Source organism: Winogradskyella sp., from assembly GCF_965228925.1.
Classification (GTDB): Bacteria; Bacteroidota; Bacteroidia; order Flavobacteriales; family Flavobacteriaceae; genus Winogradskyella.
In genome coordinates this window covers 4,299,252-4,319,988 of the sequence record NZ_OZ245845.1, presented here as the reverse complement: position 1 = coordinate 4,319,988, position 20,737 = coordinate 4,299,252, and the positions used below count along the sequence as shown (strand labels likewise).

Annotated in this window: 17 protein-coding genes and 1 tRNA gene; 5 read left to right on the top strand and 13 right to left on the bottom strand. The window is 38.8% G+C overall.

Annotated elements, in window-relative coordinates:
• Positions 1-12: 12 nt before the first annotated feature.
• From lepB to ACO052_RS18105, 13 genes are all read right to left on the bottom strand, one after another.
• On the bottom strand, positions 13-1,635 hold the full coding sequence (gene lepB / locus ACO052_RS18165) for a signal peptidase I (RefSeq protein ID WP_422105209.1): 1,623 nt from the start codon (positions 1,633-1,635) through the stop codon (positions 13-15).
• 61 nt (positions 1,636-1,696) lie between these two features.
• Positions 1,697-2,398 (bottom strand): 4-hydroxy-tetrahydrodipicolinate reductase, encoded by a 702-nt coding sequence (dapB, locus tag ACO052_RS18160; RefSeq protein ID WP_422105208.1) that lies wholly within the window; start codon positions 2,396-2,398, stop codon positions 1,697-1,699.
• Between the two features lie 2 nt (positions 2,399-2,400).
• On the bottom strand, positions 2,401-3,006 hold the full coding sequence (locus ACO052_RS18155; protein WP_422105207.1) for a DUF5683 domain-containing protein: 606 nt from the start codon (positions 3,004-3,006) through the stop codon (positions 2,401-2,403).
• Entirely contained in the window at positions 2,996-3,898 is a 903-nt protein-coding gene (locus ACO052_RS18150) for a ParB/RepB/Spo0J family partition protein (RefSeq protein ID WP_422105206.1), read from the bottom strand. The genes ACO052_RS18155 and ACO052_RS18150 overlap by 11 nt, the downstream gene beginning before the upstream one ends.
• Positions 3,898-4,665 carry a ParA family protein gene (locus ACO052_RS18145; protein ID WP_422105205.1) on the bottom strand — a complete coding sequence of 256 codons (768 nt, stop codon included), beginning with the start codon at positions 4,663-4,665 and terminating at the stop codon, positions 3,898-3,900. The genes ACO052_RS18150 and ACO052_RS18145 overlap by 1 nt, the downstream gene beginning before the upstream one ends.
• Before the next feature lie 143 nt (positions 4,666-4,808).
• Complete coding sequence (locus ACO052_RS18140) at positions 4,809-7,664, bottom strand: M16 family metallopeptidase (protein ID WP_422105204.1); 2,856 nt, start codon at positions 7,662-7,664, stop codon at positions 4,809-4,811.
• Between the two features lie 245 nt (positions 7,665-7,909).
• Positions 7,910-11,383, bottom strand: a complete 3,474-nt coding sequence (locus ACO052_RS18135; protein WP_422105203.1) for a S8 family serine peptidase — start codon at positions 11,381-11,383, stop codon at positions 7,910-7,912.
• A 478-nt stretch (positions 11,384-11,861) separates the two neighbouring features.
• Positions 11,862-14,051, bottom strand: a complete 2,190-nt coding sequence (scpA, locus tag ACO052_RS18130) for a methylmalonyl-CoA mutase (protein ID WP_422105202.1) — start codon at positions 14,049-14,051, stop codon at positions 11,862-11,864.
• Between the two features lie 293 nt (positions 14,052-14,344).
• Positions 14,345-15,733 carry a methylmalonyl-CoA mutase subunit beta gene (locus ACO052_RS18125; RefSeq protein ID WP_422105201.1) on the bottom strand — a complete coding sequence of 463 codons (1,389 nt, stop codon included), beginning with the start codon at positions 15,731-15,733 and terminating at the stop codon, positions 14,345-14,347.
• Positions 15,726-16,028 (bottom strand): FtsB family cell division protein, encoded by a 303-nt coding sequence (locus ACO052_RS18120; RefSeq protein ID WP_422105200.1) that lies wholly within the window; start codon positions 16,026-16,028, stop codon positions 15,726-15,728. The genes ACO052_RS18125 and ACO052_RS18120 overlap by 8 nt, the downstream gene beginning before the upstream one ends.
• A 23-nt stretch (positions 16,029-16,051) precedes the next feature.
• Positions 16,052-16,657 carry a uridine kinase gene (gene udk / locus ACO052_RS18115; protein ID WP_422105199.1) on the bottom strand — a complete coding sequence of 202 codons (606 nt, stop codon included), beginning with the start codon at positions 16,655-16,657 and terminating at the stop codon, positions 16,052-16,054.
• A gap of 45 nt (positions 16,658-16,702) precedes the next feature.
• Positions 16,703-17,158: a c-type cytochrome gene (locus ACO052_RS18110; protein ID WP_422105198.1), complete on the bottom strand. Its 456-nt coding sequence runs from the start codon at positions 17,156-17,158 to the stop codon at positions 16,703-16,705.
• Positions 17,155-18,255 (bottom strand): PQQ-dependent sugar dehydrogenase, encoded by a 1,101-nt coding sequence (locus ACO052_RS18105; protein ID WP_422105197.1) that lies wholly within the window; start codon positions 18,253-18,255, stop codon positions 17,155-17,157. Before ACO052_RS18105 ends, ACO052_RS18110 begins: the two co-directional genes overlap by 4 nt.
• 295 nt (positions 18,256-18,550) lie before the next feature.
• Here ACO052_RS18105 and ACO052_RS18100 point away from each other — a divergent pair.
• The 5 genes from ACO052_RS18100 to ACO052_RS18080 all read left to right on the top strand — a co-directional run bounded on the left by ACO052_RS18100 (position 18,551) and on the right by ACO052_RS18080 (position 20,728).
• Positions 18,551-18,625: transfer RNA gene (locus ACO052_RS18100), tRNA-Pro, on the top strand.
• 215 nt (positions 18,626-18,840) lie between these two features.
• Positions 18,841-19,254 carry a response regulator transcription factor gene (locus tag ACO052_RS18095; protein WP_422105196.1) on the top strand — a complete coding sequence of 138 codons (414 nt, stop codon included), beginning with the start codon at positions 18,841-18,843 and terminating at the stop codon, positions 19,252-19,254.
• A 125-nt stretch (positions 19,255-19,379) separates the two neighbouring features.
• A complete protein-coding gene (locus ACO052_RS18090) occupies positions 19,380-19,883 on the top strand; it encodes a DUF4199 domain-containing protein (RefSeq protein WP_422105195.1) in 504 nt (167 codons plus the stop codon).
• Positions 19,884-19,890: 7 nt separating this feature from the next.
• Complete coding sequence (locus tag ACO052_RS18085) at positions 19,891-20,373, top strand: hypothetical protein (protein ID WP_422105194.1); 483 nt, start codon at positions 19,891-19,893, stop codon at positions 20,371-20,373.
• Between the two features lie 4 nt (positions 20,374-20,377).
• Entirely contained in the window at positions 20,378-20,728 is a 351-nt protein-coding gene (locus tag ACO052_RS18080; protein WP_422105193.1) for a nuclear transport factor 2 family protein, read from the top strand.
• Positions 20,729-20,737: the final 9 nt, after the last annotated feature.

Below are 20,737 nucleotides of genomic sequence, written 5' to 3'. Positions count from 1 at the left end.
TTATCTAAGGCCTTAAGCTGATGGTTTAGCTTTCTTTTTCTTTCGCCACTTTGTAAACCCATAAATGCCAAAAACTACCACTAAAAATGGAATAAAATACGATTGACGCTCTCCTGTACCGCTTACGGTAGTAAAAATGCGATCCCATCTAAAACTCCAGTTTTTAAGGCCATCGTTTATGCCATCAATGCTCATCCAAATAAATACGGGTTTACCAAAAATATGATTGTAGGGTACGAATCCCCAAGCTCTGGCATCTATAGAATTATGCCGGTTGTCTCCCATCATCCAGTAATAATCTTGTTTAAAGGTATAGGAGCTTGCGGGTTGATCGTTAATGAAGATCTGATTGTCGCGTGTCACAACTGTATTGCCTTCATATTCACCTATCGCGCGTTTGTAAAGCGGTAAATTTTCCATCGTTAAGTTAATGGTCGCTCCTGCCTTTGGAATCCATAACGGACCAAAATGATCCACATTCCATTTATAATTAGGGTCTCTTGGAAAGACATCACCAGCTTCACCAGGCTCTCGCGTAACACGCTCTACACTGGCTACATTAGGTTGAATTTTCAGCTTATTTACAGCCTCGTCTGATGCTGCAGCAATATAAAACGATCCATCCTGAGGATTATACCTAAAACCATCATCTATATCTGCTTTGTCTAACATGTTATAAAACATACGTTCTTCTGCTGAAGTACCTATTGGTTTTTTCAAGGTGAGGCGATATGAAAATTGTAAATGAGACCTTGGAGGCAATTTATTTTGTTTGCCATTAATAAAGACGTAACCGTCTCTAACCTCTAAGGTATCCCCAGGTAAACCAACGCAACGTTTTACCAAATTGGTTTTTTTGTCAATGGGTTTGTAATAGTTACGGTCCGGATTGAAATCGTTCATATCCAGTAAGGTATCCGCGGGCTGATTGAAGACCACGATATCATTCCGTTCTACCTTTTCAAAGCCTGGCAATCTAAAGTAAGGGAGTTGTAGTTTATTGATTAATGATGTCTTACGTTTTTCGAAATTGTCATTATACAAGTAAGACTTAACACCTAACTTAGGGATGGTATCGTGTACCATTGGTGCCGCAACAGTGGTCATTGGCGCTCTGGCACCATAGTGTATTTTACTTACGATCAAGAAATCACCTACCAGAAGTGATTTTTCTAAGGACGATGATGGAATCACGAAAGGTTGAAAGAAATAGGTATGTACAATCGTCGCCGCAACGATAGCAAACAAAATGGACGTAATCCATTCACCTGTTGAAGTTTTTGGTTTCAACTTTCTATTTTCAATATAGCTGACATCGGCAACATAGTTTAAATAGTACAGATAAAACCCTAAAGTGACGATGCAAATGAGTGCATCTAATTTCGTGTCTTTGCCAAACGCCCTAGCGGTTTCTACCCAAGCTGCGGGAATCATGATAAGGTTGACAATAGGTAAGAACATTAAAATTACCCACCACCAAGGACGGGAAATTATTTTCATAAGTATAACGGCATTGTAGATAGGGGCAAAGGCTTCCCAAGCTTGTCTACCTGCCTTTATATATAGTTTCCATGTGCCCAGGCCATGGATAATCTGTAAAATCAGTAAAAAAATAAACCACTCGGTCCAAGTCATAATGCTATGTTTAGTCTAATTGGTTGAAAAATATTTTATTTTAAATCAATTGTGTGGCAAGTTAACCAATGTTTAACACATCTTTCATGCTAAAAACACCTTTTTTATCTTTTATCCACTCCGCAGCGATAACGGCTCCTAAAGCAAAGCCTTGTCGACTATGTGCTGTATGCTTAATGGAAATGGAATCAATTTCAGAATTGTAAGTAATCTCATGGGTACCTGGTACTTCGGGGATGCGCTTAGCTTTAATAGGAATTTCATCGGACACTGGGACATCTAATGTCCAATTCTTATAATTGGTATGTTCAATAATTTGCTCGGCCAAAGTAATGGCGGTACCACTAGGCGCATCTAGTTTTTTAGTGTGATGGATTTCTTCAATTTCGGTTGAATATCCATCAACCGTCGACATGAGCGCACTCAATTTTTTATTGATTTCGAAAAAGATATTGACTCCTAAGCTGAAATTAGAAGCATATAAAAAAGTTCCGTCCTTTGCCTTACAATAGTCTATAATGTGATTGTAATCATTTAGCCACCCAGTGGTTCCTGATATTATTGGAACTCCGGCATCTAATGCTTTTTTGATATTAGTCACTGCAGCCGTAGGGATGCTAAAATCTATCGCCACATCAGTCGTGGAAAAATCAAAATCATCGGAAGCTTCAGAAACTTTTAGTACGATATGGTGATGACGCTCGAGCGCAATAGCTTCAATGCTTTTTCCCATTCTGCCATATCCTAATAATGCGATATTCATAGTTAAAATTTGAAATTAACTGTTAATCCCAAATCCGAGGAGTTTTCTCGTTCATTGTATTGATAATGCGGGCGCAAACTGAGATTTTCATCAACATTAAATTGCAGCAGATGGGCATCTACGTTGGCATCAATTATGTTTAAGGCGTATAAGCCAATGGTGACCAATAAAGAAATCTCTTTATTACGCCTAAACTGCTGCTGGGCACGTATTAAACCGTCATCAGAGATCAACGGATTTCCATTTTCATCAGAGAACTCATCATCGGTAAAGCCTGCTAATCGCCTTTTGTAAGCATCTCTATAACGGTCGAACTGTCGGTCGTTTCTCAAGTAAAAGTAGACTCCCGTACCAATAGCTCCCCAAACAATGGGAATTTTCCAATACTTTTTGTTATAAGCCTGTCCTGCCCCAGGGAAAATGGCCGAGTAAAACGCTGCTTTTGAAGGCCGTAATGGATCGATTTCTTTTCTTTTGAAAATTTGCTCTTCTACCAAAACCGGCTCTTTATCTAGGGCTATACTCGTACTGTCATTTTTCTTTTGAGAAAATGAAAATAGTACTGAACATAAACAGAGTAAAAAGAGGGTTTTGCTTTTATTTAGCACGCTGCACTAATTTTTTAATTCTATTGAAGTCTTCTTCTGAATGAAATGGAATGGTAATTTTACCACTGCCATTCTTTGCCACTTTAATATCGATTTTATGGCCAAAATATTCCGAAAAATCTTTCACCCCTTTCTTAATATGTTTAGGGATTTCAACAGAAGCAGGTTCTGGTTCAGAGTCGGTATCGGAATTTAGTTTCTTCACCAACTGTTCGGTGGCTCTTACGGATAGTTTATTGCTAATTATTTTTTCATAAACCTCGAGTTGGTCAATCTGATTCTCGATATTGACCATAGCTCTACCATGACCCATAGAAATAAAACCGTCTCGCATGCCCGTTTGTATAATAGGATCTAGTTTTAATAAACGCAAATAGTTGGCAATGGTCGAACGCTTTTTACCCACGCGCTCACTCATTTGCTCTTGGGTTAAATTGATTTCATCAATTAATCGTTGATAGGAAAGCGCAATTTCGATAGGGTCTAGGTCTTGACGCTGAATATTCTCAACCAGAGCCATTTCCAAGGACTCTTGGTCATTGGCGATGCGTATATAAGCTGGGATCGTTTCTAAACCAATTAGTTTTGAAGCTCTATAGCGACGTTCTCCAGAAACTAATTGGTATTTGTTAAATGCCAATTTTCGAACGGTAATGGGCTGAATAACGCCCAACTCACGAATAGAAGACGCTAATTCCTTTAGCGTATCTTCATTAAAATTGGTTCTGGGTTGAAATGGGTTAACATCGATACTGTCTATATCGAGCTCAACAATATTACCAACCACTTTATCTGCATTTTTGTCATCGGCAGATTTAATATCGTTTTCAGGATCTTTTAATAACGCTGAAAGACCCCTTCCTAATGCTTGTTTCTTTGTAGCCTTCGCCATTACAATTCATTTTTCTTTATCAGTTCTTTGGCTAAATTTAAATAGTTTACCGCGCCTTTACTGCTTACATCATAATTAATAATACTCTCACCATAACTTGGTGCCTCACCCAATCTTACATTACGCTGAATGATGGTTTCAAATACCATATCGCTAAAATGCTTTTGGACTTCTTCAACCACTTGGTTCGATAAACGCAATCGAGAATCGAACATGGTGAGTAGCATACCTTCTATGTCTAACGCTTGGTTATGGATTTTCTGTACACTTTTAATAGTATTTAACAGTTTTCCTAAGCCTTCAAGGGCAAAGTACTCGCATTGAATAGGAATAATGACCGAGTCTGAAGCCGTTAAGGCGTTCAAGGTCAATAAGCCCAGAGACGGAGCACAGTCTATTAAGATATAATCATATTCTGATCTTAGGTCGGAAATGGCCTTTTTAAGCATGTATTCACGCTCATCCTTATCGACCAACTCTATTTCAATCGCAACAAGATCTATGTGCGCGGGAATAACATCAACATTGGGTGCGTTTGAAGCAGTAATAGCTTCTTTCGCAGATTTTGTATGTTCCAGTACTTGGTAAGAACCAATTTCTACGGCATCAACATCGATACCTAATCCAGAGCTTGCATTGGCTTGCGGATCGGCATCTATAAGTAGGACTTTCTTTTCTAGGACACCAAGAGAGGCGGCTAAATTAACAGAAGTAGTGGTTTTGCCAACACCACCTTTCTGATTAGCAATGGCTATAATTTTACCCATTAAATGATTTGGTTTGTTAAGGGCTTAAAAATACAATTTATTATGGGTTTTGAAAATTGAAGTTGTTAACATTGGTTAAACAAACAAGCTGCCCAAACGATTAGTTTTAGACAGCTTGTTTTGAAGTGTTTATAAGACTTATGTTATTCTTCAGGCATTAAAATAGCCTTGATATAACCATTGGTTAAATATTTCTTGGCGACCTCTTGAATATCCTTTGCCGTTACAGCATTGATATTACTTTCATAATTAACGACATTGTTCAGGTCACCCTTATTATAGTCTGCTCCTCTAATGGCATCTAACCAAAAACGATTTTGTTCGAGTTTTTCTTTTCTTGTTAACAATAAGGCTTTCTTTACTTTATCCAAATCGGCATCCGTAGGTCCATTTTTAACAATTTCCTCTAATTCTGCTATGGATGCAGCCGCGAGCTTTTCAGCGTTGTCTGGACCACAAGGGAACGATATGCTGAAATTATAACGGCCATAAGGTATTTTACTTAATGACCCTCTGGCTCCGGCACCATATACACCACCTTCTTCTTCTCTTAGTTTTTCAATGAGTTTAATGCTTAAGATTTCGCCTAACATGGTCATGGCCCTAGCTTCATTAGCATTATATTCTGTTTCACCGGTCCAGGACAAACGCACTTGACTTTTGGGTTCCGTACCTTTGTTGTATACAAACTCATGCGAACCGGATTTTGGTCTAAAGTCGTGTACTTTATAGGTCTCTTTTTGGTCTGTACTAGGTAAGGAAGCAATATAAGTGGCTGCGTAATCCGCTAAGAGGTTTTCATCGACATTGCCGACAAAATAGAAGTGAAAATCACCAGCGTTGGCAAAGCGTTCTTTATACTTCTCATAGGCTAAGTCGTAATTGGCATTGGCTAAGGCCTCTTCATCAGGGAAGCCTGTATAACGGGGATTACCTTCATTGTTAAATTCTCCTAAAGCAATCTGAAAGGAAATATTTGGATTGGACAAGATGTTACCCAAAAATGCTTTTTGCTTACTAATAAAAGAGGCAAAGGCTTCAGGGTCTTTATCAAGTTTGGTAAAGTACAAATGAATCATTTGGAACATCATCTCCATATCCTTAGGTGAAGCTGATCCACGAAAGCCTTCAGAACTACCACTAATATAGGGTCGAACCCTAACAATTTTACCGGAGGTCATTTTGGCCATTTCGTTTTTGTCTATGCCGTCAATACCCGCTTCAAATAAGCCACCATTAGCACTCGCTGTTTGTTTCAATTCGTCATTTGAATATAGAGACGTACCTCCATAACTAAACGCTTCAAAAAGCACTTCGTCATTCTTAAAATCCGTCTTTTTAAAAGTCACTTTGGCACCGTTGCTTAGGGTTAAGGTTGTCGTTTCGTTGATTTGTCCTTTATGGTTAGTCGTCTTGTCAGCAATACTTCCCTTAGTAGGCTTAACAGGCATTAACGCTTCTCTAACCGTTTCGTCTTTATAATCTTCAATTTCAGCTTTTTTAACAGATTCTAACAGGTCTATCACTTGTTGTTCTGTTACTTTGGTTAGTCCCTCTTTTTTTGGCCCGGTGAGAATAACCAATCTATTATCATCGTGCAAGAAATCTGAAATAAGTCCATTGACTTCGTCAAGGGTTATGTTAGGTAATTCGGTTTGCGCATAATTGTATGACCACTCTATTCCTGGAATAGGGCTCTCACGTAAAAAGTTTTGAATATAGCTGTTTACTATTCTATTGGATTCGCGCTTATCTCTATTCTTAAATTGACGTTCTAATCGCGCCAAATAGTCTTTTTTAGCCCGCTTTAGTTCTGATGCTTTAAAGCCATAACGTTTTACACGTTCATTCTCTTCTAACAAGGTTTTAAGGGCGTCTAGCTGTCCCGTCTCATTGGTCTGTGCAAATGACTGATAGGCATCTTTATTTCCGATGATACCACCTTTAAAGGAGAATCCATAAATAAAAGGTGGATTAGGTTTGTTACTGTATTCTGCGAGTCTATTGTTAATCATCTGATCAAAAAGCCCTTCAACCATATTATCTCTATAATCTGCTACGGTTTTTGTCTTTTCTGGCTTGCCTTTATCCTTATAATATATCTGTACTCGAGAGCCTGTAGCTTCCTCGTCCCATTCAATAGCCACAAAAGTACCTTCATGATTTTCTGAGTAAAACTCTTCTCGAGGTCTTGGATTGTCTGGGTTTTTTAGGTCGCTAAAGTTGTCCTTGATTTTCTTTTCTAAGGTTTCTACATCCAAATCACCAACGGCGATAACGGCCATAAGATTTGGTCTATACCAATCATTTTTAAAGCGTCTCAGGCTTTCGTATGTAAAATTTTCAATACTTTCTAAAGTACCGATGGGCAAACGTTCTGCATATTTAGATTTATAAGCGATTTTATCTAAGTATTTGGACTGCATTCTTGTGGAGGCTCCTAAGCGTGTTCGGTACTCTTCAATCACTACACCACGTTCATCATCGATATCCTTATCGGTCAACAGTGCGCCTCCAGCCCAATCTTTAAGAATCAAGAACCCTTTATCTAATTTTACAGGGTCGTCACTCGGGATTGGTAGGATATAAACCGTTTGGTCAAATCCTGTATAGGCGTTAAGGTCCGCCCCAAACTCTACACCTATACTTTGTAGGTAATCTACTAACTCATTCTTTTCAAAGTTGGTAGTACCATTAAAATTCATGTGTTCCATAAAATGGGCTAAACCCAACTGATCTTTGTCTTCTAAAATAGAGCCCACTTTTGTGGCTAATCGCAATTCTACTTTATCTTCTGGTTTTCCATTATTCTGAATGTAATAGGTAAGTCCATTAGATAGTTTGCCAATCTTTACTTCTGGTGTAATTGGTAAAGCGTCAGAAGGCACTGAGCCCATAGTCTGTTTTTCTGGAGTTTTGGTTTGTGCGTTTGTAGTAAAAGCAACAAACAAAAAGCACAGAAGAAATGCTTTAAACACTGGTGAAAATTTTGTGTTCATTAATTGATGGTTTAAGTGATTAATATATAAGAAAGTTCCCCTAATTTACTTTTTTTAAACTGCTGTAAAAAAGGAATAACAGTATTTTAACTAAATTTATAGTTGATTATTGCCCTCATTCAATTTATACATCTAATACCGCTTATGACAGAAGCTATGGCTTAGGGTGATTTAAAATGACTACTTTTTAAAGCATAAAAAAAAGAGGGATACCCCCTCTTTTTTCATTGACCTACTATCAATAGTTATCTCTTGATAAACCTTTTTGTGAGAACCTCACTTTCGGAAATAGCCCTAAGGATGTAATTTCCAGAAGGGAGATTCGAAATATCTATGGATGAGTTTTCCATATCACTAGCTTCTAATACTAACTCGCCAATGATTGAGAATACTTTTATACTATTGATTTTATATCCATTTGTCTTAATGTTTAAAACAGTAGTGGCGGGATTGGGATAAATGGATAGTGTTTTGGCATTCTGCGTTATAGCACTGGTAGGATTGTTATTAAGCGTATTGGGACTGGATGACGATGCACTACCAGAACCTGTAATAATAACGGCATCGATGTAAACACGATCATTTCTTGCACTAGCATCACATTGAAATCTAAATTGTGCTCCATTGGTTAAACTATAGCCGCTAGAAGCGCTTATGGTTTGCGTATCTGTATAACATGAATCATTAAAAAAACTTGTTCCGCTCACATAGCTTGCAACAGTTTGCCATCCCGAACCGTCATTGTATTGTAAGAAGAAATCTTCGCCTGTTTCCATACTATTTGCATAGAATAAAAACTCAATGTCAACGGAATTATAACCACTTAGATCAAAGGATTCTGATGTCATTGATGATGATACTCCATTATTATCGCGCAATCGAATGGATGATGTGTTTTCGCACGATCTTGTACTATTGCTAATCCAAGTTGCATTGTTACCACCCAATGTCCAGCCATCCAATCCTGTTTCAAAATAGCCTTCACTAATAATGGTACTTCCTGAAGCGCCTGCAGTAGTTACATTTATTGAGGTTTGTCCAGAAACATTTCCGGCAGCATCCTGAGCTTCAACAGCTACGGCATAGGTTGTAGACGCTATAAGTGACGTAATTGAAGCTTGGGTTCCTGAGACAGAACCAATGTTAGACCCATTGAGATAGATGTTATACTGAACGACTCCTACATTATCTGTTGATGCATTCCATGAGATATCAAACGCGGTTTGTGTAATATTAGATGAAACAAGGGAGGTTGGGGTTGTTGGAGCTTCTGTGTCACCCGCATTACCATTTGTAGTCATAGATATATTATCGACAGCGATATCACTAGACCAACCGTTACCTGTCGTTCCTACAATTCTAAGTTTAATGCTACTTCCAAGATAAGAACTCAAATCTATATCCACTGAATTCCATTGATTGCCTTGGTTTCCGGATTGACTCCAAGCAGTGGTCCAGTTTAAGTCATCGACCGAAACCTGTACCGCAAGTGATCCGACATCAGTTCCATACATATGATTTTCGAATGAGAATGTTGCTGAACTTTCCCCAGAAAGATCAAAACAGTCACTTTCTAATATGGCTGAGGCATTACTTCCGATTTCTCCTGGGCTATTGTTGGTAGAGGCTTCCAAAAACATATAAAATGTGCCTTCAGATGCAGAACTCGGTCCTGTATTGGAAGAGGGAGTCACTCCAGAATTTCTTACCCAATTTCCATCATCACCATTGACTTGCGTCCAGCCGTCGTTAGATTCAAATCCTTCAGAATAGGGGTAGGATGAAATGGTGGTGCTACAACTAATGGTAGCTACTGTAGTTGTTACTGAAATAGCAGAAGATTGTCCGGATTCATTATTTGCGGCATCATAGGCAGATACGCTTACGGTATAGTTCGTATTCGGGGATAATCCTGTAACAGTATAGGATGTCTGTGCTGAGGTCCCCACATTAGAGCCATCGACGTATATATTGTATCCAGCAACTCCTGTGTTATCTGTAGAGGCATTCCAGCTGATATCAAATGATGTTGCTGCCACATTTGATGAGGATAAGCCAGTAGGAGTTGTCGGGGCTTGCGTATCACTAGATGCTGATGCTGCTAAAACGGCTTGATAGGCATTAACCATACCATTTCCGTACTCATTGGAGTTTCCGACATCCACGGCAGTCGTGTAAAGAATATTCTCTACCTCCGTTTTTGTTAATGTTGGGTCAACGGATAAGACGAGGGCCGCTACTCCAGCTGCGATAGGGGTTGCTCCTGATGTACCGCCAAAACCAGGATTGTAGTTCCCTGGCTCATAGCCCGCGCTTCCCGAGAGGTCTATCGTTCTTAAACCATGTTTCGACCCTATATAGTTGCCAAAAGCATCAAATTCAGGATCATCATCACTAGGCGCCACTATATCTAGTGCAGGACCATATTGACTATAAACACTGCGCTGTCCATCACCAGAAATCGCACCAACGGCCATGACAGACGGAATATCTGCAGGATAGCTCACGCAGGATGAATAACTATTTCCAGCGGCAACTAAAATAATACATCCTAAACCACTTCTACCATTCACTGCAGCACTATCAAATGCCGCCGTAATTGAAGAAATTGATCCAGTACATGTAGGATACCCCCATGAATTACTTAAAACGTCCGCACCAGCGTTAACAGCCCAATTTATGCCCGTTGCAATATCTGAATTAGTGACAGAACTATGAAAAATATTGATACTAAACATAGAGACGTCGGGCGCAACACCTTTTACACCGATGTCGTTGTGAATAGCACCGATAAGACCACCGCAAGATTGTCCATGACCAGGAGGACTAAGGGTATTAGAATACTCGGGGAAACCAGCGGATCCTTCTCCACTTGTGACCCCAGGAGTGAAACCTGTTAATAATGTCGCCAAATCTTCATGATTATCCATACCATCATCAAGAACAGCGACTGTAACATTATTTCCAGTGGCTATAGTCCAGGCTTCGGGCGCATCAATATCGATGTCATTAACGAGGGCTTTACCGTCTAGAGTACCACCAGTATTATTCAAATGCCATTGTTCAGGGTAAAGTGGATCATTGAATTTTTTTAGCTCCATTTTAAAATCGGGTTCCCCCCAATCCAACATGCCTTGGGCGTCAATTTTTTGAATCATTTTAAGCTGGTTTCCAATAGTTTTAACTTCAATAATGAAGGTGTTTGTATCGGTCAGGTTTTTAATGTACGTTCCATTAAACTCGTCCATTATATTTGAAATTGAGTTTAGGTTGTAGCCTTCTTTTACCCGAATCACAACGCGTTTTGTCATCCATGCCTGAATACCATCTACGGTAAATGCGGGCAAAACTTCATAAGCCCCGTCGTTGGCGAGTTCATAAAAATCAAGGAAGTCTTTCCGATTCTTGGAACTTCTAATAGGGTTTAGACCGGAGGTTGATTTTAACCGGACAATACCTTTTAAATTCATTACTTCAATATTTGATGCGTCAGACTGACCACCGGTTTTCATAAGTTTCAATCGCTCAATTATGGCGTGTTCTTTTGCTTCAGAAAGGCCTTCGTTAAAGTAAATTGCCGCAGCGCTATAGTCTGGTTCAATGAATACTTTTCCGTGCTTCGTTAAATAATAGAGCTTGGAACTGTCGGTCATCCATTCTTGGGCATTTATGCTCAGAGATATGCCCATTAAAACAATTAATTGAAATAAATACTTCATAAGATAAGTGTATTTGGCCAGGCCGCAGATGGCCTAGCTAGTTAGTAAAAAAAATGTGATGTAAAAGGGGAGTGATTTCTCTCAAATGTATTAAAAAAATGTTAAGATGGAAGGACGGAGAAAGACTGTTTCGATGAAAAACACCAGTTTAATTTAAGATTGTGGTTTTCCCGTAATCAATAGTAGGATAAAGACTACATAAAGATAATTTCAAAACGCTTTTGACTCTAAAAGAAGTTCAATTTTTGAATTTTTAGGCGTTATCATTAGTGAAGAATGATAGTAATGAATATCTAATGTATGGATAAGGCTCTAGTACTTGCAAATTGTAAGAAAACCTCCAAACAGAAGGCATCTGGAGGTTTAGTTTTAATAATGATTTCGAAGGTAATCCAATATGGTTATAGGGTATACTATCGATGAAAGCAATATCAATCAAAAAAAATGGTTTAGATACCTGTGCCGAAATTCATTAAGCTCAATCGATCAGAATCTCCAAAATCTGAATGGCAGCATCACTTATTTTAGTACCCGGCCCAAAAACGGCTACAGCACCAGCATCGAACAAATATTGATAATCTTGTTTAGGAATGACGCCACCAACAATGACCATAATATCGTCTCTGCCATAAGCTTTTAATGCTTCAATAACCTGAGGGACCAAGGTTTTATGCCCGGCTGCGAGTGAGGACACTCCTAAAATGTGTACATCATTTTCTACGGCTTGTTTGGCCGCTTCCTTTGGTGTTTGAAATAGCGGTCCAATATCGACATCGAAACCAACATCGGCATATCCTGTTGCCACAACTTTAGCGCCTCTATCGTGACCGTCTTGTCCCATTTTAGCAATCATGATACGAGGACGGCGACCATCCTGTTCTGCAAATTGGTCGGCGAGCGCTCTCGCTTTCTTAAAACTCTTATCGTCTTTTATTTCCTTGCTATACACTCCGCTAAATGATTTTATTTGTGCTTTGTAACGTCCGAATTCTGCTTCTAGGGCATCACTGATTTCACCTAGTGTGGCACGATGACGCGCTGCATCTACAGCCAAAGCTAGTAAATTCATATCCTGACGGAGGTCAGGATCTTTTGAGTCTAAGTCCTTAGCCTTTTTGTCGGTTGAATTAGACGAATTTACATAAAATCTAGCGGCTTCCGTCAATTTTGATAAGGCAGCAGTGACCGCTTCGTTGTTTCGTGAGGACTTAATCGCATTTAAACGCTCGATCTGTTGTTGACGCACAGTTTGGTTATCAACCTCAAGAATATGAAGTGGATCTTCTTGTTGGAGCTGGTATTTGTTAACACCAACAATAATATCTTGTCCGGAGTCAATTCGGGCTTGCTTACGTGCAGCAGCTTCCTCGATTCGCAATTTTGGAATCCCTGCTTCGATCGCTTTAGTCATCCCACCAAGTTCTTCCACTTCCTGAATAAGTTTCCAAGCTTTTTCGGCAATTTCATTCGTTAAGCTTTCTACATAATAACTACCAGCCCATGGATCGACCGTTTTGGTAATATGGGTTTCTTCTTGTAAATAGATTTGCGTGTTACGGGCAATACGTGCTGAAAAATCCGTTGGTAAAGCAATTGCTTCGTCTAAGGCATTGGTATGTAAACTTTGTGTGCCGCCAAAAGCAGCAGCAGCAGCCTCGATACAGGTTCTGGCGACATTATTAAACGGATCCTGCTCGGTTAAGCTCCAACCAGAGGTTTGGGAATGTGTCCGTAAGGCTAAGGACTTGGGGTTTTTAGGATTAAACTGCTTAACAAGTTTTGCCCAGAGCATACGAGCAGCGCGCATTTTGGCAATCTCCATAAAGTGGTTCATGCCAATGGCCCAAAAGAAGGATAGGCGAGGAGCAAAGGTATCTATATCCATACCAGCACCTAAGCCTTTTCTAATGTATTCTAGTCCATCGGCCAAGGTATATGCCAATTCAATATCGCAGGTAGCTCCAGCTTCTTGCATATGATAGCCCGAAATACTGATGCTATTGAATCGAGGCATATTTTGACTTGTAAACTCAAAAATATCAGAGATGATCTTCATGGATGGCGTAGGTGGGTAAATATACGTATTACGCACCATGAACTCTTTTAGGATATCATTTTGAATAGTACCCGCTAATAGCTCTGGTCGTACGCCCTGTTCTTCGGCGGCCACAATATAAAAGGCCATAATGGGAAGAACAGCCCCATTCATGGTCATAGATACGGACATTTTATCTAGAGGAATTTGATCGAAAAGGATCTTCATATCCTCAACCGAATCGATAGCCACACCAGCCTTACCCACATCACCAACGACACGCTCATGGTCCGAATCGTAACCGCGATGTGTAGCGAGGTCAAAAGCAACTGAGAGCCCTTTTTGTCCAGCTGCGAGATTACGTCTATAGAAGGCGTTGCTCTCTTCGGCGGTTGAAAAGCCGGCATACTGTCTAATGGTCCATGGCCGTCGTACGTACATGGTCGAATAGGGACCGCGAAGATTGGGCGCAATACCCGCGACAAAATCCAAGTGCTCTAAGTCTTTAATATCATCTTTAGAGTAACTTGATTTTACATCAATGTCTTCTGCGGTATGGAAGGAAGTTTTTTGAGCGTCAGGTTCATAATCCAATGTTGTAAGCGTTATGTGTTGAAGTGGTTTTCGGCTCATGTCTTATTTGTTTTAACCTTTACTTTTTCTATTTCAATTTTAATAATATTCTCTATTCTGATTCTATGTCCGTTTATAGAAATAAAATCTTTCGTGATAAATTTTAACCGCCCTTTGTAGCGTTTATATGCTGTGTGAATAGTGACAATATCATTTTCATAAACTTTTCTTACCCTATTTGAGGTGATGCTCTTAAGCTCTAAATGGAACTTTTGAGAGTAAACATCCGATGCGAAAAAACTAAGGCTGATAATGCTAAATAGGCAAACTATAGATTTTCTCAATACAATGTTTTATTCTCCATCTAACCTTCTCTTTTCCAATTGTTCAGATAATCTTTTTTCAATAATTGGTTCAATCAATGTTTTTCGCTTCTCAACCTTTAAAAATGGACTAATTTCTAAATCGTTTTTCATGGTATCCGCAGGATTTGGATGCTTGTTTGTACCCAGTAAGACAAGTTTTTCAGTATCAAAATTCGCTTGCTCTTTAGCTGCACTTTCTTTAATTTTTCTTTGGATCGTGCCCTCCTTTAATTGCTTTAAAATCCCTCCATTAGCTTCAATATCTTTAAAAAGTGCTAAGGCTTTTTCTGCCAGTTGTTGTGTAAGACTTTCTATATAATAGGCTCCATCCGTTGGATTATTGACCTTGTCAAAATAGCTTTCGTTCTTAAGCACTAAAAGTTGGTTTCTCGCAATGCGATCTCCGAATTCGTTAGGCTCATGGTATAAACTATCATAAGGCAAATTACAGACGGTATCTGCTCCTCCTAAAACAGCACTCATACACTCGGTCGTGGTACGCAACATATTAACGTTATAATCGTAAATGGTCTTATTCCGTTTACTCGGTGAGGCAATGATGCGACAGCTGGTATTTACATTGTACTCCGATGCCAAGGTTTCCCAAAGTTGTCTTAAGGCCTTGAGTTTGGCAATCTCGAAGAAGTAATTGGAACCGACGGAAACATTGAAGGTTGTACGGAGAGATTGCTTCGCTTCGCTCGTAACGACATTGTCAAAATGATTTAAATACTCGTTGACGTGGGCTAAGCCATATGCTAGTTGTTGTATAATGTTAGCACCCGCATTTTGGTAGATACTTAAATCAACCGAGAATTGGCCAGTGTTTTTTACAAGGGCTTCAAATGTCGTATGATCTACGGTGAGGTTATGATACCAATTGCCTGTTTTGGCGAGATGACCTATAATGTCTGAATGCAAGGTGACATTTTGCTGTGATTTCTCGCTCAGACTTGAAATGACATCTTGAACTTTAGTTTGAAAACCAGTCGAAAGAAAATCGTCCTTCAATTCTATAGCAATCTGTTCCAAGTCGATATTTTGAAATAACTCGGCTACAGAAATCGCTTCGGACGCCATTTGGAATAGAATACTCTCAGCGCCTCTTTGAATAGCATCAACAGCTTTTGCGTTAGCCGTTTTAGCATCTTTAACTTCTATCAATTGACCAATGCGCCATTGGGTGGCTTTACTGGCTGATACCTTGGGCAAGGTTTCGAATTCGTCGGCATGGTAAAAGGGTTTAACATCAATACCTTCGTTGGTCGTCCAGATTAAGGTATCATTATAATCGGCACCTTTTAAATCGACCTGTATCTTTTGTTTCCAAGCTTTTGAAGAGACGCCTTCAAACTCGCTAAATAATGCCTTACTCATCTTTTTTTTGTTTTGCTATACTGTCTTCGTATTCGATGATATAGATATCTTCATTAGGTTTTTTCATGTAATAATTTTCTCGTGCTGCTCGCTCGATGCCTTCTTCCGTGCTCAGTTCCTTAATGGCTTTATTATCTTTCTCCATTTCACTTTTATAATGCGCTTTTTGGTATTCAAGTTCTTCCATATCGGTATTTAATTCACGATGAAAGAGTAAGGAATGCGCATCAAAAAATAACATCCAGACGGCAAAAACGATAAACACTAGAAGGTAAATGTTCTTAAATGATTTCAAATATTTGTTGTTAAAAATCCCCATTATAAACGTTCGTTAATTATGGTTTTAACGATATCTACCGCTACGGTGTTGTATTTGTTGTTAGGTATAATAATATCGGCATACTCCTTCATGGGCTCTATAAACTGCTCGTGCATGGGTTTTAATGTGGTCTGATACCGCGTGAGTACTTCATTGATGTCTCTTCCTCGTTCGGAAATATCTCGTTTTAAACGACGGATTAAGCGTTCGTCAGAATCGGCATGCACAAATATCTTTATATCGAACAACTCACGTATTTCCGGATTTGTTAGAATCAAGATACCTTCTACAATCATTACCTTTCTAGGTTTTGTCTTAATGGTATCACCTGTACGATTGTGCTTCACGAAAGAATATACAGGTTGGTCTATGGATTTCCCTTTTTTCAATTGTTTAAGATGACTTCCTAACAAGTCAAAATCGATGGAACGTGGATGATCGAAGTTAATATTTACGCGCTCGTCATAGCTTAAATGCGAGGTATCTTTGTAGTAGGAATCTTGAGAAATGACCCCAACTTCACCCTCGGGAAGTTCATTGAGAAGGGTGTTGACCACTGTGGTTTTTCCGCAGCCCGTACCACCAGCAATTCCAATTATGAGCATTGCAATATCAGATTAAGTTAGTTGTGCAAAGTTAGCTAATTAGCGCTAGTTTTTAATGACATTTGTCACTTCTTCGGGTGTAATTAATTTGCCGAAGTTATTTCCCCAACTGTTATTGATATAGTTCATGACATCGGCCACTTCTTCATCGCTTAAGCCGAGTGGAGTCATGACGCTATTATAGGTGATACCATTAACGACCATTTCGCCTTTCATCCCATTTTTTACCCCCATAATACTCTTTTCTTGATTGTTTTTTAAGTAATCCGATTGTGCCAAAGGCGGAAAGACTCTTGGTGCCCCTTTTCCATTAGCCATATGGCAGGTAATGCATAAATCATTATAAACCGACTTGCCGCGTTCCATACTGGCTTTTAATTCGGGGGCTTGTGCTGAAAGGGAGGTTTTTTCCGGGTAATCTACTGTGTTTGCCTTTTTTTCTTTTGGGTTACAAGACATTATAACCAATACTGCTGCTGTAAGCTTAAGCCATTTTATCATTTTCTAATCAATTTTACTATTCCTAAATCTTCTATGCCGACATAAATATAACCATCAGGCCCCTGTTCTACACTTCTTACCCTGCCAATTCCATTGAGTAAGCGTTCTTCTTTAACAACCTTGTTGTTTTTTAGGGTGCACATATCCAAATACTGAAATTTTAAGGAGCCCACTAATAAGTTGCCATTCCAATTGCCATATTTATCGCTATTAATAAATGCCATACCGCTTGGCGCAATTGAAGGGTCCCAGTAATGAAAGGGTTGCTCCATGCCTTCTTTTTCTGTAATATCTGTGAATCTGGTGCCACTGTAATTAATACCATAGCTGATGACGGGCCAACCGTAATTTTTTCCTGCTTCAATGATATTAATCTCATCGCCTCCTTTGGGGCCATGCTCGTGGGTCCATATATCGCCAGTTTTGGGGTGTAAAACCATACCCTGCGGATTGCGGTGGCCAAAGGAGTAAATTGCTTTTTTGGCATTTGCTGAATTAACAAAAGGATTGTCTTTGGGAATAGTACCATCGTCATTGATGCGATAGACTTTACCACAGTCTCTGGTGATATCTTGAGGATTCACGTCTCTATTGCCGCGGTCTCCAATGGTAAAATATAAATAGCCTTCATTATCAAAAACAAGTCTGGATCCAAAATGTTGTCCGCGTCTCGAATTGGGTTCAGCTTTGTATAGGACCTTCCAATCTGTCAACCTTGTTTGGTTTAATTGAGCTCTCGCGATGGCGGTGTTACCGCCTTGGCCTTCGCCTTCTGAAGAGGCATACGAAAAATAGATATAGTTATTGTCCTTAAAATTGGGATGAAGTATAACATCCATAAAACCACCTTGGCCTCTCACATAGATATCGGGTAATCCTGAGATTTTAGTTTTTTTTCCGTCTTTAAAATGGATGAGTTCGCCAGCTTTTTCAGTAATTAATAGTGCACCATCAGGCAGAAATGTAAAGCCCCAAGGGATATTGAGTTCTGGAACAACAATCTCGTATGTATTCTCGGTATTCGTCGGGTTTTTATCTTGGGCACAGGCCAAGATGCTCATAAGAACAAAGCCGATAATAGGAAGTTTCAATTTCATGTTTAAATGTCGTCAAAAAATGAGAATCTAAAGTTAGAAAAATGTTATTGGTTTCTAAAGAAAAACTCTATATTTGCAATCCGAATTTTGAAAAGGCAGGGGTGTGGTACCCGAATTTGTTCGGTTAAAAGGCTTCTTAGTTTGATAATATCTTTGGAGCTTGAAATTGAAAGCTAACGGTTTTGATTCTTACCGGTAAAAAGAATTACGAATTGAGCTATTAGAATGTAACGCCCGCCCGCCAGCTGGCCCTTTCACTAAAAATGTCTGCTAGACATTTTCTTTACGCTCAGTCCGGGGTGTAGCGTAGCCCGGTTATCGCGCCGCGTTTGGGACGCGGAGGTCGCAGGTTCGAATCCTGCCACCCCGACAAATTAAAGTTAAAGAGTTCTCGTAGAAAGTTTACTTTCTTAAGAGAACTTTTTAGGTTTTATAGACTACATAAATTGATAGGATTTAGTTTTAAAAAGGACCTGGTTAATTAGTGAAATATTTGGTATCAAAATATACGTTTAGAAATGAGTATATTTACGATGAGCCATTGATTCATTGATGAGTTTAATTAAGAATTAGTAATCATTTAAAATGAAGAAGACCATCCTTATTTTTGGTGCTATAGCTATTGCTATCCTATTGCTATTTCAAGTTAGTAAGCTTTCCCTGTTGAATTCTCAAAACCTTAATGATGTATATCTTATACTATCTGGAGTTTTATTCATTGGTTTAGGCTATGTTATTACAAGACTTTTTTACGGAAAAAGAGATACAAATCAAAGTAAAGAAATAGACCAAGAACGCCTTAAACAACTCAAAATAAGTAAGCAAGAGCATAAGGTGTTAGGCTTAATGTCGGACGGACTTTCTAATATGCAAATTGCAGAACATCTTTTTATTTCAGAAAACACGGTAAAAACACATGTATCTCGAATCCTTTCAAAACTCAATGCCAAAAGACGTACTGAAGCTGTCAAAATAGGTAGAGACCTTAATATCATTTAAAACCACAGAACTGCCATGTGTCATTCTTTAGTATGATTTAGTGTGCGATACTGAAAATCATACTTTCGAGTGACAACTATTTTTTTCCTATCTCCTAATTTTAGACAGTACTAAAAACTTTTATTATGAAAAAATTTGTTATCAGATACGGAATCCTTGGAGCTAGCATATCTATTGCTTTGGGTTTACTCAATTGGTTTTTTATAGCGCCTGCTTATGGTCCAAAAACATCAGAGTCCATTGGTTACCTCACCATAATAATATCTTTGCTAACGATTCCTTTAGGTATTAAATATTATCGAGACAAACTAAACAATGGATTGGTCTCCTTTAAGGATGGCTTTAAAATAGGAACTGGTATTACCCTAATTGCTTCAATAATTATGGGACTTTATGGGATGTTGTTCTTTGCTATCGAAGGAGATGATTTTGAGGCATGGCAGCAGAAGTGGTTTAGTCCTGAAGAATTAGCGCAAGCGCAACTGCAAATGGCAACAATGCCAGAGTATATGCAAACTCCACTTTTTCAAGGCGTGGTTATGTTCATCATGGTATTTTTAATAGGTACAATAATTAATCTTATAAGTGCTATTGTATTAAAACGTACAGCTAGAGGAACCTCAAATTAAAATCACAATGGCTCTGAAAAAAACCTGGAGGGAGAGAGTTGAAAAGGTACAACAAAAAATCCATACTATTACTCCAGATTGGGAAGACAGATTAGGCAAAGGCAAAATTTTGATTCCTAATGCAAAAGATATAGAAGCGGTGATTAACCGCACCAAAAAGGGCGAACTACTAACAAATGATATTATCAGAGAAGTACTAGCAAAAGAAAAAGGTGTTCAAGTCACAGCAGCTATTCCCACGGGAGTTTATTTAAAATATGTCGCTTTGGCTGCAGAAGAAGAACGACTACTAAAAAAAGAAGTAACACCCTATTGGCGCGTATTAAAACCCGATGGGTCCATAAATATTAAATTTCCTGGAGGTCAGGAAAAACAGATCACTTTACTTAGGAATGAGGGGTTTGACATAGAATTTCAAAAAGGAAAAAAACCTCCAAAAGTAAAAGATTATCAAATCTGTTTGTGGAAAAATAAGAGTTTAAACACATAAAGAAATGAAAGAAATACATCCAATCGTAGAGAAATGGCTTTCGTGTTGGAAAAACGGAAATATAGAAGATTTACCAATAACTGAAGATTTTAGCCATACGAGTCCATTTGGCACTATCGCTCCTAAATCCAAGTACATGGATATTGTCTTAAAGAACAGAAAAGACTTCTTAGGTAATACACTTACTGTTATCAAGCAGATTCAAGAAGGCAATAATGTTTGTATACAATTCGAACAGCATAATAAAAATACAGGATTAGAAATGGCTGTTTGCGAATGGTATCAGATAGAAGGAAACTTAATTAAAGACATCAGATCATTCTATAATATTGGTAATGCCGAAATAAAAGGATGATATAAGCCC

What these genes read in the sequence shown, in the direction of transcription:
- lepB (WP_422105209.1), bottom strand. Translation starts at nt 1,635, where the DNA reads ATGACTTGGACCGAGTGGTTTATTTTTTTACTGATTTTACAGATTATC.
- dapB (WP_422105208.1), bottom strand. Translation starts at nt 2,398, where the DNA reads ATGAATATCGCATTATTAGGATATGGCAGAATGGGAAAAAGCATTGAA.
- ACO052_RS18150 (WP_422105206.1), bottom strand. Translation starts at nt 3,898, where the DNA reads ATGGCGAAGGCTACAAAGAAACAAGCATTAGGAAGGGGTCTTTCAGCG.
- ACO052_RS18145 (WP_422105205.1), bottom strand. Translation starts at nt 4,665, where the DNA reads ATGGGTAAAATTATAGCCATTGCTAATCAGAAAGGTGGTGTTGGCAAA.
- ACO052_RS18140 (WP_422105204.1), bottom strand. Translation starts at nt 7,664, where the DNA reads ATGAACACAAAATTTTCACCAGTGTTTAAAGCATTTCTTCTGTGCTTT.
- ACO052_RS18135 (WP_422105203.1), bottom strand. Translation starts at nt 11,383, where the DNA reads ATGAAGTATTTATTTCAATTAATTGTTTTAATGGGCATATCTCTGAGC.
- scpA (WP_422105202.1), bottom strand. Translation starts at nt 14,051, where the DNA reads ATGAGCCGAAAACCACTTCAACACATAACGCTTACAACATTGGATTAT.
- ACO052_RS18125 (WP_422105201.1), bottom strand. Translation starts at nt 15,733, where the DNA reads ATGAGTAAGGCATTATTTAGCGAGTTTGAAGGCGTCTCTTCAAAAGCT.
- udk (WP_422105199.1), bottom strand. Translation starts at nt 16,657, where the DNA reads ATGCTCATAATTGGAATTGCTGGTGGTACGGGCTGCGGAAAAACCACA.
- ACO052_RS18110 (WP_422105198.1), bottom strand. Translation starts at nt 17,158, where the DNA reads ATGATAAAATGGCTTAAGCTTACAGCAGCAGTATTGGTTATAATGTCT.
- ACO052_RS18105 (WP_422105197.1), bottom strand. Translation starts at nt 18,255, where the DNA reads ATGAAATTGAAACTTCCTATTATCGGCTTTGTTCTTATGAGCATCTTG.
- ACO052_RS18095 (WP_422105196.1), top strand. Translation starts at nt 18,841, where the DNA reads ATGAAGAAGACCATCCTTATTTTTGGTGCTATAGCTATTGCTATCCTA.
- ACO052_RS18090 (WP_422105195.1), top strand. Translation starts at nt 19,380, where the DNA reads ATGAAAAAATTTGTTATCAGATACGGAATCCTTGGAGCTAGCATATCT.
- ACO052_RS18085 (WP_422105194.1), top strand. Translation starts at nt 19,891, where the DNA reads ATGGCTCTGAAAAAAACCTGGAGGGAGAGAGTTGAAAAGGTACAACAA.
- ACO052_RS18080 (WP_422105193.1), top strand. Translation starts at nt 20,378, where the DNA reads ATGAAAGAAATACATCCAATCGTAGAGAAATGGCTTTCGTGTTGGAAA.